This is a genomic window from Neptuniibacter sp. QD37_11 (assembly GCF_047778105.1).
Taxonomy (GTDB): domain Bacteria; phylum Pseudomonadota; class Gammaproteobacteria; order Pseudomonadales; family Balneatricaceae; genus Neptuniibacter.
In genome coordinates this window covers 2,832,292-2,845,922 of record NZ_CP180552.1, presented here as the reverse complement: position 1 = coordinate 2,845,922, position 13,631 = coordinate 2,832,292, and the positions used below count along the sequence as shown (strand labels likewise).

Below are 13,631 nucleotides of genomic sequence, written 5' to 3'. Positions count from 1 at the left end.
ATTGTTCTTTGAACGTCCTAAAAGTGGCGAACGTGCCATTTTGATTCATATGAATCTGGCCGCTGAGGCCGATCAAGAAAGTCCTAAAGAGCTCGAAGAACTAGCCCTATCTGCAGGTGCAGACCCAGTCGAATTTTTGACTGGGTCTCTTTCTCATCCTAATCCGAAGTTTTTTATTGGTCAGGGAAAGCTAGATGAATTGCGCGAGCTAGTTAATCTGCATAATGCGCAATTAGTGATCTTTAACCATGCTTTAAGTCCTGCTCAAGAGCGTAATATCGAACGAGAGATACAAAGTAGGGTGCTTGATCGTACAGGCCTTATTTTGGATATCTTTGCTCAGCGCGCGCGAACCCATGAAGGTAAACTTCAAGTTGAACTAGCCCAGCTTGATCATATGTCGACCCGTCTTGTACGTGGTTGGACTCACCTTGAACGTCAAAAAGGTGGTATCGGTCTACGTGGTCCGGGTGAAACTCAGCTAGAAACCGACAGGCGTTTACTTCGTGCTCGGATGAAATCTATCCACAAGCGCTTAGAAAAGGTTCGCAAGCAGCGAGAGCAAGGTAGGCGTTCGCGTAAACGCGCTGAAGTACCTACTTTATCGCTGGTGGGTTATACCAACGCAGGTAAATCTACGTTGTTCAACTCGCTGACGACTTCTGAGGTTTATGCAGCAGACCAATTATTCGCAACACTAGACCCAACGTTGCGTCGGATTGAAGTCGAAGATATTGGTCAGGCTATTCTGGCAGATACTGTAGGCTTTATTCGTCATCTTCCACATAAGCTGGTGGAAGCATTTCGCGCGACCTTGCAAGAAACCATAGAGGCGACATTGTTGCTTCATGTCATCGATGCTCATGATGATGACCGTCATGACCATGTTGCTGAAGTAGAAAACGTACTAGCTGAAATTGGTGCGGATGAAGTGCCAGTTTTAGAGGTTTATAACAAGATTGATCTGATCGAAGGGCGCAAGCCTCGTATCGATCGTGATGAAGAGGGTAAGCCTAGTCGAGTATGGTTATCCGCAGTCACGGGCGAAGGGCATGATCTGCTGTTTCAAGCGGTTAATGAGCTGCTTGCAGATGATGTATTTCATGATAACGTGTGTCTGGAACCGCAAGAAGGTCAGTTTAGAGCTAAATTGTATGAGAGCGGTGCCGTACTTTCTGAACAAGTAGATGAAAAAGGATCTATTATTTTGGAAGTGCGTATACAGAAAAAAGACATGCTACAGCTGTTGAGCCGATTGGGAATGGAACGTGATCGTTGTTTTCCTGTCGAAGTTAATCCTTGGTAAGGATTCAGCCTGTCGAGTAAAAAGTTTCAAAACCTCGATTTTAGTTAATTGAGGGGTAATATCTGGCGAATAATATTTTTCGCTGATATATGTTTTAATCTACCTAACATGTTGTTTTTATACGGAGTGACGTATGGCTTGGAATGAGCCTGGTGGTAACGGTGATAATAAGGACCCTTGGGGTGGCGGTAATAACAATAACCGCGGGGGTAATAAAGGTGGTGGTGATCAGGGGCCCCCTGATCTAGATGAAGCGCTACGTAAACTGCAGGATAAATTGAACGGCATCTTCGGTGGTGGTCAAAAATCCAGCGGCTATGGCGGTGATGGTGGTGGCTCTTCCTCCTCCTCTGGTTCTGGCTTCTTCTTTATCGTACTTTTGATTGCTGCTCTAGGTTGGGCTGGTATGGGCTTTTATACCGTTGACCAACAAGAGCGTGGTGTAGTGCTACGACTTGGTAAGTTCAGCGAAACCGTAGGTCCAGGTCTGCAGTGGAATCCACCTATGATCGATGTGGTTGAGATTGTTAACACAACTCGTCTACGTACTCGTGATCATCGTGCTCTAATGCTGACCAAAGATGAGAATATCGTCGATATCGAAATGACGGTTCAGTATCTGATCTCTGATGCCAAAGGGTTTACGCTGACTGTACGTGATCCTGAATCCAGTCTGTCACACGCAGCTGAATCGGCTCTTCGTCATGTGGTTGGTTCTACTGACATGCACTCTATCTTGACACAAGGTCGTGAAACTTTGTCGGTTCAAGTTCAGGATCGTATCCAGAACTACATGACTGAGTACGGTACAGGTCTTCAGATTTCTAAAGTGAACATCAAAGAAGCAAAAGCTCCTAACCAGGTGCAAGATGCATTCGATGACGTGATCAAGGCACGAGAAGATGAGGTTCGTGTTAAGAACGAAGCGGAATCCTACGCCAACGGTATTATCCCTGAAGCGCGTGGTCTAGCGCAGCGTATGCTTGAAGAGGCAAGCGCTTACCAAGAGCAAGTTGTTGCTCGCTCAGAGGGTGATGCGAAACGTTTCACTGCTTTGTTAACAGAGTATGAAAAAGCACCTGAAGTGACGCGTGAGCGTCTATACCTAGATACTATGCAGGAAGTTCTCTCTCAGAACCCTAAAGTGCTAGTTGATGTGGAAGGTGGAAATAACATGATGTACCTACCGCTGGATAAGATTATGCAAAATCGTCCAGTAACAGGTGATAGTAATCGCTCAGTGCGACTAGATAGTCAGAGCCTGCGTGAGGTTACTGATCAAGTAGTTGATCAGCTACGTCAGCGTCAAGGTAGTCGTCGGGAGGGTCGATAATGCAGTCTAAATCACTATTTTTCATAATCATTTTTGCTGTATTAGTGCTGGTTGGTCAGAGCTCTCTTTACATCGTAAAAGAAACTGAACGTGCAGTATTGCTTAAGTTTGGTGAGGTGTCTGACGCCGATGTAGGTCCAGGTCTTCACTTTAAGATTCCAATTGTAAACAAAGTGCGTAAGTTCGATTCACGTATTTTGACATTGGATGCGCGCCCTCAGGCTTACCTTACACTTGAGAAGAAGCGTCTGATCGTAGACTCTTTCGTGAAATGGCGTGTTAAAGATGTGCAGAAATACTACACAGCGACTTCGGGTGATGAGTTTAACGCCGCAAACCTTCTGTCACAGCGTGTTGATGCTGCGCTGCGTAACCAGTTTGGTGCGCGTACGGTAACTGAAGTGGTATCTGGCGAGCGTGAAGAGCTTATGCGTAAGCTAATCAGCGAGATTAGCCCCGTAGTTATCGACAAGCTGGGTGTTGAGGTTGTTGATGTCCGTGTAAAACGAATCGATCTTCCTCAGGAAGTATCTGAGTCTGTATATGATCGTATGCGTACCGAGCGTGAGCGTGAGGCTCGTGAGCTTCGTTCTCGTGGTAAAGAGCTAGCGGAAGGTATCCGAGCGGATGCAGATCGTCAGAAGACGGTTATTGAAGCGGAAGCTTACCGTGAATCAGAAGAGATTCGTGGTGAAGGTGATGCCGTAGCTGCTAAAAACTACGCTGAAGCATACTCTGCAAACCCAGAATTTTACTCTTTCTACCGTAGCTTGCAGGCATATCGTGAGTCTTTCGGTCAGAGTGGTGACGTTCTAGTACTTAAGCCAGATAGTGACTTCTTTAAATATTTGGGAGCACCGAAAGCCGAGTAACAACGGCTGGCGTAAAAATGTACAAAAAAATGGATCAGGGGAAGGCATTCCTCTGATTCCGTGGTAGAATAGCAAAACCGGGTTAAAGCCCGGTTTTTTTGTGGCAATTGGATTGTATAGGCTGAAGTAAGCATGTCATCCGAACTACTGCATTCACTCGCTGTTGGTTTTTGCTTGATGCTAATTTTAGAAGGGGTTATTCCTTTTCTTTATCCGCAGCGCTGGCGTAATTTGGTGCAACAGCTTTCGATGATCAGTGATCGGTCACTACGCCTGATAGGTTTAGTGAGTATGCTGTTGGGTCTAGTTGCGCTTTATATAGTGAATTAAAGCCGAGTCGCTACTGATCGGCGTGTTGTTTTATAAGATACGGAGTACCGCATGGCATTGGCAGATCGTTGGCTGCTACCGGAAGGTGTACAAGAATTACTTCCACCGCAGGCTCGTCGCGTTGAGGTTTTACGCAGACGTTTATTGGATCTGTATGAGCATTGGGGCTATGAGCAGGTTATGCCTCCTGTAATGGAGCATTTAGAATCTTTGCTTACAGGTGTAGGTCATGATCTTGATCTGAATACTGTAAAAGTAACTGATCAAATTAGTGGTCATACCCTAGGCTTCCGCGCTGATATTACACCTCAGGTTGCACGTATTGACGCGCATCGTCTACGTGAGTCTGGTGCTACTCGTCTATGTTACTGTGGTTCAGTTGTGCATGCGTTGCCAACTCAGCCACTAGCTTCTCGTAACCCACTGCAGTTGGGTGCCGAGCTCTATGGTCACTCTGGTATTGAGAGTGATGTAGAGGTGATCTCCCTGATGGTTGAAACCATGCATGCAGCGGGAGTTGATCGTGATCTTAGTATTGATCTAGGCCATGTTGGCGTGTTTTCTGGTTTGATGGAAATGATCCAGCTGTCCGCTGACGACAAAGAGCAGTATTTGGATATTCTGCAGCGTAAGGCGCTACCAGAGCTCCAGTTGTTCGTAGAACAGCTAGATCTAGACGATACAAGTAAATCTTTCTTGGCAGCGTTGCCATCATTGAACGGTGGTAGCGATGTTTTAGCTCGAGCGCGTGAGCTGTTCGCGTCTGCGCCAGCGCAAGTGCTTGAAGCTATTGATTATTTGCAGCAGTTAGCAGAGCGTATTGCTTTGCGTTTCCCGCAGTTAGATCAGTATTTTGATCTGAGTGAATTGCGTGGATACAACTACCACACAGGCGTGGTTTTTGCTGCTTATACACCTGAATTTGGTCAAGCTATTGCAAAAGGTGGCCGTTACGATGAGATCGGTCGAGATTTCGGTCGTGCGCGTCCAGCTACGGGCTTTAGTGCTGATCTTAAAACGTTGGTTGAGCTTTCTTCTGTTGTTCTTGATGAAAAACAGATCGTTCTAGCGCCAGCGGAAGAGAGTGCAGAACTATTGGCTAAAGTAAGTCAGCTGCGCTCTGAAGGTGTAAAAGTTATCTATGCGTTACCGGGCGCTGAACCGGCAAAAGAGTGTACTGCTCAGTTAGTACAACGTGATGGAGAATGGGTCGTTAGCGGCCTGTGATCAGTAAAAAATTTTATTCTTAAGTAATCTCAAGTAGGCAACAATGGGCAAAAACGTAGTTGTTCTGGGTACCCAGTGGGGTGATGAAGGTAAAGGCAAGATCGTAGATCTGCTTACGGATCAGGCTTCTGCAGTGGCGCGCTTTCAGGGCGGTCACAATGCGGGTCACACGCTGGTTATTGATGGCGAAAAAACAGTTTTGCACCTGATTCCTTCAGGTATTTTGCGCGACAATGTCGTGTGCATGATTGGTAACGGTGTAGTGCTTTCTCCAGAAGCATTGCTGAAAGAGATTAAAGGTTTGGAAGAGGCGGATGTGCCAGTACGCGAACGTTTGCGTTTGAGCCCTTCTTGCCCACTTATCTTGCCATACCATATTGCGATGGACCAAGCGCGTGAAGTTGCGCGTGGTAAAGCTAAGATTGGTACCACAGGCCGTGGTATAGGTCCTGCTTATGAAGATAAAGTGGCTCGCCGCGGTCTTCGTTTGGCTGATCTTCTAGATAAAGAGCGCTTTGCAGAAAAACTGAAAGAAGTTATCGAATACTATAACTTCCAGTTGGTTGAGTATTACAAGGTTGACGCTGTTGATTACCAAACAGTTCTAGACGAAGCATTGGCTATGGGTGAAGAGCTTGCGCCAATGGTTGCTGATGTAACTTCAATGCTTCATGATCTGCGTAAGCAGGGCAAGAACATCATGTTTGAAGGTGCTCAGGGTTCATTGCTAGATATCGACCACGGTACTTACCCTTACGTAACTTCTTCAAACACAACTGCCGGTGGTACATCTACGGGTAGTGGTTTTGGCCCTCTATACCTAGATTACATTCTGGGTATCACTAAAGCGTATACAACACGTGTAGGTGGCGGTCCTTTCCCAACAGAACTTCATTGTGAAGTGGGCGAAGGTTTGGCTGAACGTGGTCATGAGTTCGGTTCTACTACAGGTCGTGCGCGTCGTTGTGGTTGGTTTGACGCTGTTGCAGTTAAGCATGCTATCCAGATCAACTCAATCTCAGGCTTGTGCTTAACTAAGCTAGACGTACTTGATGGTATGGAAGAGATTCGTATCTGTGTAGGTTATAAAGACTCTGCAGGTAATGTGGTTGATTCTTTAAGCGGTAGCGAAGACTACGAAGCAGTAACGCCAGTATACGAGACTATGTCTGGTTGGGCTGGCTCTACTGTTGGTGCTAAGTCTATGGATGAACTACCTGCTGAAGCGGTAGCGTACATCAAGCGTTTGGAAGAGTTAGTTGAAGCGCCTGTGGATATTATCTCTACTGGTCCAGACCGTATCGAGACTATTGTATTGCGTAACCCTTACGAAGCGTAAAAATTAGGCAGGTACAAAAAAACCGGCTGATGCCGGTTTTTTTGTGCGTAAAAAAGCCATCCTGTGGATGGCTTTTTGGCGTTATTTTATCGTTTATTTTAACTCTTCAGTTAAAGAAGATTGTAAGCCCTTTAAGATAGCTTTAAACATCTTAGGGTTGCCGGCAATTAAGCTGCCGCTCTGGCGGAAATCGTTTCCACCCATAAAGTCACCCACAAGGCCGCCTGCTTCTTGTACTAATAATAGGCCAGCTTCCATTTCCCAAGGGTTAAGGCCGATTTGGTAGAAACCATCAATGCGACCAGCTGCTGTGTATGCAAGATTCAACGCCGGGGAGCCGCCATTATAGATAGTGCCGCCAGTTAGCGTCATATCGCGGAATATGTTTAGGTAGGCTTCTAAGTGTGCTTTATCGCTTGGGCGATTGAAGAAACCTGTACCGATCAAAGATCCTTCGACAGTTTTGTGATTACTAACACGTAGGCGTTTGCCGTTTAGTTGAGCTCCGTCGCCGCGGCTTGCAGTGAACTCTTCACCGGTAATTGGGTTCAGGATAAGGGCGTGTTCAGTGCGGCCATTCTGCTGGCCCGCCATGCTAATTGCAAAAACTGGCAAACCATTGGAGAAGTTTGAAATGCTGTCGATAGGGTTGATCGTCCAGCAGAATTCAGGTCCATCGCTCAGAGGTGCGTGTTCGCCTGTGTATTCACCCACGATTTTGTGATTTGGATAAGCTTTTTGAATAGTGTGAACAATGCTCAGCTCTGCCTTCTTGCATGTGTCGCTTAGAAGCTTAGCTACATCAGATTGTTCGGATTTAACCAAATCCAGACGCTCAACGGCGCGGACGATCTGCTCGCCTGCAACGCGTGCTGCGCGCAGTGCAATATTAACCATGGGTTGCATTTGTTAGGAACCTGAAGAATATTCGGGAAAATTAAAAAAGTATTATACCTGAGGATAGGGGATGCTGTGAATAAGTGGCTCAATTGTTTACAGCTCTGTTAGAATACTCGCCTTCATTTATTGTGGTGGCAAGGTCTATGTCTGCAAATATTCGCATTGTTCTCGTTAATACAACTCATCCAGGTAATATTGGCGGTGTGGCGAGGGCTATGAAAAATATGGCTTTGGGGGAGTTGCATTTAGTAGCGCCTAAAAAGTTTCCTCATGTGAATGCAGAATCAAGAGCGGCAGGGGCTACTGATCTCCTTGAGAGCGCTGTTATTCATGACACGCTTGAAGAAGCGATTGCAGATTGTCAGATCGTTGTTGGAACCAGTGCTAGAGGTCGTCATATCCCTTGGCCGGTGGTTGATCCTCGCGAGTTGGCAGCTATTGTTCAGCCAATTGCGGTGGATAAGAAAATTGCGATTGTATTTGGTCGTGAAGATCGTGGTTTGACCAATGAAGAGCTACACCTCTGCCAATATCACGTACATATACCTTCCAATCCTGATTTTAGTTCGTTGAACCTCGCGGCTGCGGTGCAGGTTATTACCTACGAATTGCGAATGGCTTCCATTTACGCTCAAGAGATTGAGCAGCATAAACCTCAATGGGGTACGGACTGGGATATAGAGCTTGCTGATAGTGCTGATCTTGAGCGTTTGTTCAAGCACTTGGAAGAAACACTTATAGATATTGATTTCTTAGATCCTGAAAATCCTCGTCAATTAATGCCAAGGCTGCGGAGGCTTTATCTACGGGCTATGCCGGATAAAGTGGAGGTTAACGTATTAAGAGGTATTTTGACGGCTACACAAAAGAACTCTAATGCTAAAGATTGATCCCTATGCGTTGGGTTGTGAATATTTCGTGTTAGAATTCGCGCGATAAAGAATATAAAGACCTACAATAATAGTAGGGTATTTAGTTGACCTTTTTAGTCGGGTATTGCATAATGCCACGCAAATGCTATTGCGCGTGAAGGCGGAAATTATGCGATTAACAACTAAAGGGCGTTATGCCGTTACAGCGATGCTGGATCTGGCTCTTCATGAAGGTAAAGGGCCGATTAGTTTGGCTGATATCTCTGAAAGGCAGGGTATTTCATTGTCATACCTAGAGCAGCTTTTTGCTAAGCTGCGCCGTAACGAACTTGTTCGTAGTGTTCGTGGGCCAGGTGGTGGTTATCAACTAAATCGTGAACAAGCGGGCATCAATGTTGCTCAAGTTATTGATGCTGTGAATGAATCAGTAGATGCAACTGGATGCAATCGTCAAGGTGATTGTCAGGGTGGCGAAAAATGTCTAACCCACCACCTTTGGTGCGATTTAAGTGACCAAATTCACGCATTTTTAAGCGGAATTACGTTGGCAGACCTAGTTGTAAGAAAAGATGTTCAGGTTACATCCGAGCGTCAGGATCGAATCCAAATGGATCAGGTTCTGATCGGCGCGGAAAACCTAAACTGCAGTGAAAAAGCGATCGTTTAAACGCGCTTGGAGAGAATGAATGAAAACACCGATTTATCTGGATTATTCTGCAACTACCCCAGTTGATCCTAGGGTTGCTGAAAAGATGACTGAGTGCCTGACAATGGATGGCAACTTTGGTAATCCAGCTTCACGCTCACATCTCTTTGGCTGGAAAGCGGAAGAAGCAGTTGAGACTGCTCGCCGTCAGGTCGCTGATCTTATTAATGCTGATCCGCGTGAGATTGTTTGGACTTCAGGTGCAACCGAGTCAAACAATTTGGCTATTAAAGGTGCTGCTCATTTCTATCAGAAGAAAGGCAAACATATCATCACGTCTAAAATTGAGCATAAAGCCGTTTTGGATACGTGCCGTCAGCTAGAGCGTGAAGGTTTTGAGATCACTTACCTAACGCCAAATTCTGATGGTTTGATTGAGCCGCAAGCTGTAGCTGAAGCGATTCGTGAAGACACGATTGTTATTTCGCTTATGCATGTTAACAACGAAGTGGGTACGATCACTGATATCGAAGCAATTGGTGAACTTACTCGTTCTAAAGGTATTATTTTCCACGTTGATGCTGCTCAGAGTGCGGGCAAAATTGAGATCGATCTAGGTAAAGCTAAGGTTGATTTGCTATCAATCTCTGCGCACAAGATGTACGGGCCGAAAGGTATTGGTGCGTTATTTGTTCGCCGTAAGCCGCGTGTACGCCTTGAAGCTCAAATTCATGGCGGTGGTCATGAGCGTGGTATGCGTTCTGGTACTCTACCAACTCACCAAATTGTAGGTATGGGTGAAGCAGCTCGTATTTGTAAAGAAGATCTTGCAAAAGATACAGCGCACATTATTGCTCTGCGTGATCGTTTTTTAGCAGGTATGGGGGAAATGGAAGAGGTTTACCTAAATGGCTCTAAAGAGCAGCGTATTCCAGGTAACCTGAATATTAGTTTTGCTTTTGTTGAAGGTGAGTCTTTATTGATGTCGCTGAAAGATCTAGCGGTTTCCTCTGGTTCAGCTTGTACATCTGCTAGTTTAGAGCCTTCTTATGTTCTGCGTGCGTTAGGTTTGAACGATGAGCTGGCACACAGTTCTATTCGTTTCTCTTTCGGTCGTTTCACTACTGAAGAAGAAGTGGATTATGCTGCTGCTCAAATTCAAGATGCAGTTAGCAAATTACGTGAGCTCTCACCTCTGTGGGATATGTTTAAAGACGGTGTCGATTTGAGCAAGGTTGAGTGGGTACATCACTAATCTGGCACTAAGAGTATTTGGAGGTCGTCATGGCTTATAGTGAGAAAGTTATTGATCATTACGAAAACCCTCGTAATGTCGGCAAAATGAATGATAAAGATGGTAACGTTGGTACAGGTATGGTTGGAGCGCCTGCTTGTGGTGATGTTATGCGTTTGCAGATTAAAGTAAGTGATGAAGGTATTATCGAAGATGCTAAATTCAAAACTTACGGTTGCGGTTCTGCAATTGCATCTAGCTCGCTAGTTACAGAGTGGGTTAAAGGCATGTCCCTTGAGGAGGCTGCTGAGCTTAAAAATACTGCTATCGCTGAAGAGTTAGCGCTACCGCCAGTGAAAATTCACTGTTCAGTATTAGCCGAAGATGCAATTAAAGCTGCTGTTGCAGACTACAAAGAAAAACAAGACAAATAAGTATCCACTTATTTGTTGGGAGAGCTAGACGTTTATGGCAATTACCATGACTGATGCTGCAGCAGATCATGTTGCGCGCTACCTAGAGAAACGCGGTCACGGCGAAGGTATTCGCTTGGGTGTGCGTACTTCAGGTTGTTCCGGTATGGCTTATGTTCTTGAATTTGTTGATGAAGTAAATTCTGAAGATGAAATTTTCAAGGGCCCGCAAGACGTTAAGATTGTGATAGATCCAAAAAGTCTATTGTATCTTGATGGTACTGAGCTGGATTTTGTGAAAGAGGGACTAAACGAAGGGTTTAAGTTTAACAACCCTAATGTCTCTAGCGAATGTGGTTGCGGCGAAAGCTTTAACGTCTAATTCTTCTTGGCAGAACGATGGATATCAATAAGAATTATTTTGATTTTATCGGCCTGCCGATATCATTTCATATAGATCAGGCAGTCTTGTCTGATCTATCCCGTGAACTGCAAAAAACACTTCACCCGGATCGTTATGCTCATAAATCTGAGCGCGAACAACGCTTAGCTGTTCAGTATATGGCGCATCTCAATGAAGCGGTTGCTACATTGCGCTCTCCATTGCTACGTGCTCAATATCTATTGTCGTTGCAGGGTATTGATACAATTAGTGAAGCCTCGACTGCTATTGATCCCATGTTTTTGATGCAGCAGATGGAACTTCGCGAGCAGCTGGAAGAGATTCCTGACCAAGACGATCCCTTCGATGAGCTTGAGTCTCTACAGGATGATGTGACTGAGTCGTTAGAACAGTTACGGGAACAGTTTGCACAGTGTTATCAGTCAGAGCAGTTAGATACTGCTGCTGTCATTGTGCGCAAAATGCAATTTTTAGAAAAACTGATAGTCGAGATCGAGCGTCTTGAAGATCGGTTGGATGGCTGACGCAAATATATGGCGCTATTACAGATAGCAGAACCGGGGCAGAGTGAAGCTCCACATCAGCATAAGTTGGCAGTAGGTATTGATTTAGGTACGACCAACTCCCTAGTGGCATCAGTTAAGAGTGGTGAGGCGGTTACCTTGCCAGATCTTGATGGCGAGCACTTATTGCCTTCCGTTGTGCGTTATCTGCCTTGTGGTAACTCTCAAGTAGGCCGTGAGGCTCGGTCGCATGCATCCGAAGATCCATACAACACCATCATTTCTGCAAAGCGTCTTATGGGGCGTGGTGTGGCTGATGTTAAAGCGTTAGGTGATGAGGCTCCTTATCACTTTGAGGCTGAAGATGGTGGCATGCCATATATTCGCACGGCTGCAGGTAACAAGAGTCCTGTTCAGGTTTCGGCAGATATTTTAAGTAGTTTGGTCGAGCGTGCGGAAGAAGCGCTGGGTGGTGAGTTGGTTGGTGCGGTTATTACAGTTCCGGCTTATTTTGATGATGCTCAGCGCCAAGCGACAAAAGATGCAGCTAAAATTGCCAACATCAAAGTACTTCGTTTACTTAATGAGCCGACTGCAGCTGCGGTTGCTTATGGTTTGGATGAAGGTAAAGAGGGTGTTATTGCTGTCTATGACCTAGGCGGCGGTACTTTTGATATCTCGATTTTGCGCCTCAATAAAGGTGTTTTTGAAGTATTGTCTACTGGAGGCGATAGCGCTCTAGGTGGTGATGACCTTGATTTGGCATTGGCGCAATGGTTTGCCGAGCAGCTTCAGCTTGAGCAGATAGACAGTCATGCGTCTCGTTATCTGACAGAGAAAGCTAAAGAAACTAAAGAGCTTCTAACAGATAAGCCACAAGTTAGCGTTGTTTTAGAGCTAGGCTCTGAATGCCATGAGTTGGTTGTTACGCGCGAAGATTTTGATTCTCTAATAGCGCCCTTAGTAAAACGTACAACTCGTGCTTGTCGTCGTGCTTTGAAGGATGCAGGCGTAGCAGCAGATGAAGTGCTTGAAGTTGTTATGGTGGGTGGTTCGACTCGTGTACCGCTAGTGCGTGAGCAGGTTCAGAAATTCTTTGGTCGTGAGCCTCATATCAATATCGATCCGGATCGTGTTGTGGCTATCGGTGCTTCAATTCAAGCTGATGTGCTAGCTGGTAATAAGCCAGATAGTGATATGTTGCTGCTGGATGTGATTCCGCTATCGTTGGGTCTTGAAACGATGGGTGGGCTAACTGAAAAAGTTATTCACAGGAATACTTCAATCCCAGTCGCGCGTGCGCAAGAATTCACTACTTACCAAGATGGCCAAACGGCTATGGCAATTCATGTTGTCCAAGGTGAACGTGAATTAGTTCAAGATTGTCGCTCTCTTGCGCGTTTTGTCTTGAGAGGAATCCCTCCGATGGCGGCAGGTGCTGCTAAGATTCGCGTGACATTCCAGGTTGATGCTGATGGTTTGCTCGGTGTTGAGGCGAAGGAGCTAACCTCGGGTGTGGAAAGTAGTATTCAGGTAAAACCTTCTTATGGTCTTGGTGACAGTGAAATTGCCGAGATGCTTAAATCATCTTATCTTAATGCGGCGGAAGACAAAGATGCGCGTGCGTTGAGGGAGCAGCAGGTGGAAGCGGATCGATTGATCGTATCTTTGAAAGATGCGCTAGCTGCGGATGGTGACAAGTTACTGAGTGAAGATGAGCGATCTCAGTTACAAAATGAAATAGAAACTCTGGTAGATATTCGCCAGGGTAGCGATGTGAGTGCGATTGAGCAGGGAATCTCTGCTTTATCAAAAGCATCTGATGAATATGCCGCACGCCGTATGGATTATAATATTCAACAGGCGCTGCAGGGGCATAGTGTTGATGAACTTGGGGAGAGTGAGTAATGCCGCAGATTATTTTTCTGCCACACGATGAGTTATGTCCAGAGGGTAAAGTGATCGAAGCTGAACCAGGCGTAACGGTTTGCGATGCGGCGCTTGCGAATGGCATCCATATTGAGCATGCGTGTGAGAAATCATGCGCGTGTACTACCTGTCACGTTGTTGTGCGTGAAGGCTTTGATTCTATGGAAGAATCCGATGAGCTTGAAGATGATATGCTTGATAAGGCTTGGGGTTTAGAGCCTGAGTCACGTTTAAGCTGTCAGGCCGTAGTTGCTGAAGAAGATTTGGTTGTTGAAATTCCAAAATACACAATTAACCAAGTGTCAGAGCGACACTGAGGAGCTG

The 13,631-nt window shown here is 45.7% G+C and carries 15 protein-coding genes; 14 read left to right on the top strand and 1 reads right to left on the bottom strand.

Annotated elements, in window-relative coordinates:
- Position 1 precedes the first annotated feature (1 nt).
- From hflX to ACMXYT_RS13265, 6 genes are all read left to right on the top strand, one after another.
- Entirely contained in the window at positions 2-1,306 is a 1,305-nt protein-coding gene (hflX, locus tag ACMXYT_RS13290; RefSeq protein ID WP_415899063.1) for a ribosome rescue GTPase HflX, read from the top strand.
- 133 nt (positions 1,307-1,439) lie between these two features.
- Entirely contained in the window at positions 1,440-2,639 is a 1,200-nt protein-coding gene (gene hflK, locus ACMXYT_RS13285; RefSeq protein WP_415899062.1) for an FtsH protease activity modulator HflK, read from the top strand.
- Positions 2,639-3,511 carry a protease modulator HflC gene (hflC, locus tag ACMXYT_RS13280; protein ID WP_415892370.1) on the top strand — a complete coding sequence of 291 codons (873 nt, stop codon included), beginning with the start codon at positions 2,639-2,641 and terminating at the stop codon, positions 3,509-3,511. Before hflK ends, hflC begins: the two co-directional genes overlap by 1 nt.
- Positions 3,512-3,643: 132 nt before the next feature.
- Positions 3,644-3,841: a DUF2065 domain-containing protein gene (locus ACMXYT_RS13275; RefSeq protein ID WP_415892369.1), complete on the top strand. Its 198-nt coding sequence runs from the start codon at positions 3,644-3,646 to the stop codon at positions 3,839-3,841.
- Positions 3,842-3,892: 51 nt separating this feature from the next.
- The gene (locus tag ACMXYT_RS13270; protein ID WP_415899061.1) at positions 3,893-5,068 is read left to right on the top strand and encodes an ATP phosphoribosyltransferase regulatory subunit; all 1,176 of its coding nucleotides are present in this window, start codon (positions 3,893-3,895) and stop codon (positions 5,066-5,068) included.
- A gap of 43 nt (positions 5,069-5,111) precedes the next feature.
- On the top strand, positions 5,112-6,407 hold the full coding sequence (locus tag ACMXYT_RS13265) for an adenylosuccinate synthase (protein WP_415882226.1): 1,296 nt from the start codon (positions 5,112-5,114) through the stop codon (positions 6,405-6,407).
- Positions 6,408-6,500: 93 nt separating this feature from the next.
- Here ACMXYT_RS13265 and ACMXYT_RS13260 read toward each other — a convergent pair whose 3' ends face one another.
- The gene (locus ACMXYT_RS13260; RefSeq protein WP_415899060.1) at positions 6,501-7,313 is read right to left on the bottom strand and encodes an inositol monophosphatase family protein; all 813 of its coding nucleotides are present in this window, start codon (positions 7,311-7,313) and stop codon (positions 6,501-6,503) included.
- Positions 7,314-7,450: 137 nt separating this feature from the next.
- Between ACMXYT_RS13260 and ACMXYT_RS13255 the strand changes: the two genes are divergently transcribed.
- The 8 genes from ACMXYT_RS13255 to fdx all read left to right on the top strand — a co-directional run bounded on the left by ACMXYT_RS13255 (position 7,451) and on the right by fdx (position 13,624).
- Positions 7,451-8,197 (top strand): RNA methyltransferase, encoded by a 747-nt coding sequence (locus ACMXYT_RS13255; RefSeq protein WP_415899059.1) that lies wholly within the window; start codon positions 7,451-7,453, stop codon positions 8,195-8,197.
- Positions 8,198-8,348: 151 nt separating this feature from the next.
- Complete coding sequence (iscR, locus tag ACMXYT_RS13250; RefSeq protein WP_415889106.1) at positions 8,349-8,846, top strand: Fe-S cluster assembly transcriptional regulator IscR; 498 nt, start codon at positions 8,349-8,351, stop codon at positions 8,844-8,846.
- Between the two features lie 19 nt (positions 8,847-8,865).
- Complete coding sequence (locus tag ACMXYT_RS13245; protein WP_415899058.1) at positions 8,866-10,080, top strand: IscS subfamily cysteine desulfurase; 1,215 nt, start codon at positions 8,866-8,868, stop codon at positions 10,078-10,080.
- 29 nt (positions 10,081-10,109) lie between these two features.
- Positions 10,110-10,493, top strand: coding sequence for a Fe-S cluster assembly scaffold IscU (iscU, locus tag ACMXYT_RS13240; protein ID WP_415885601.1), 384 nt, complete (start codon positions 10,110-10,112; stop codon positions 10,491-10,493).
- 34 nt (positions 10,494-10,527) lie between these two features.
- Entirely contained in the window at positions 10,528-10,854 is a 327-nt protein-coding gene (gene iscA, locus ACMXYT_RS13235; RefSeq protein ID WP_415882221.1) for an iron-sulfur cluster assembly protein IscA, read from the top strand.
- 17 nt (positions 10,855-10,871) lie between these two features.
- Positions 10,872-11,399, top strand: a complete 528-nt coding sequence (gene hscB, locus ACMXYT_RS13230; RefSeq protein ID WP_415899057.1) for a Fe-S protein assembly co-chaperone HscB — start codon at positions 10,872-10,874, stop codon at positions 11,397-11,399.
- 9 nt (positions 11,400-11,408) lie between these two features.
- Entirely contained in the window at positions 11,409-13,286 is a 1,878-nt protein-coding gene (gene hscA / locus ACMXYT_RS13225; protein WP_415899056.1) for a Fe-S protein assembly chaperone HscA, read from the top strand.
- On the top strand, positions 13,286-13,624 hold the full coding sequence (gene fdx, locus ACMXYT_RS13220; protein WP_415882218.1) for an ISC system 2Fe-2S type ferredoxin: 339 nt from the start codon (positions 13,286-13,288) through the stop codon (positions 13,622-13,624). Before hscA ends, fdx begins: the two co-directional genes overlap by 1 nt.
- Positions 13,625-13,631: the final 7 nt, after the last annotated feature.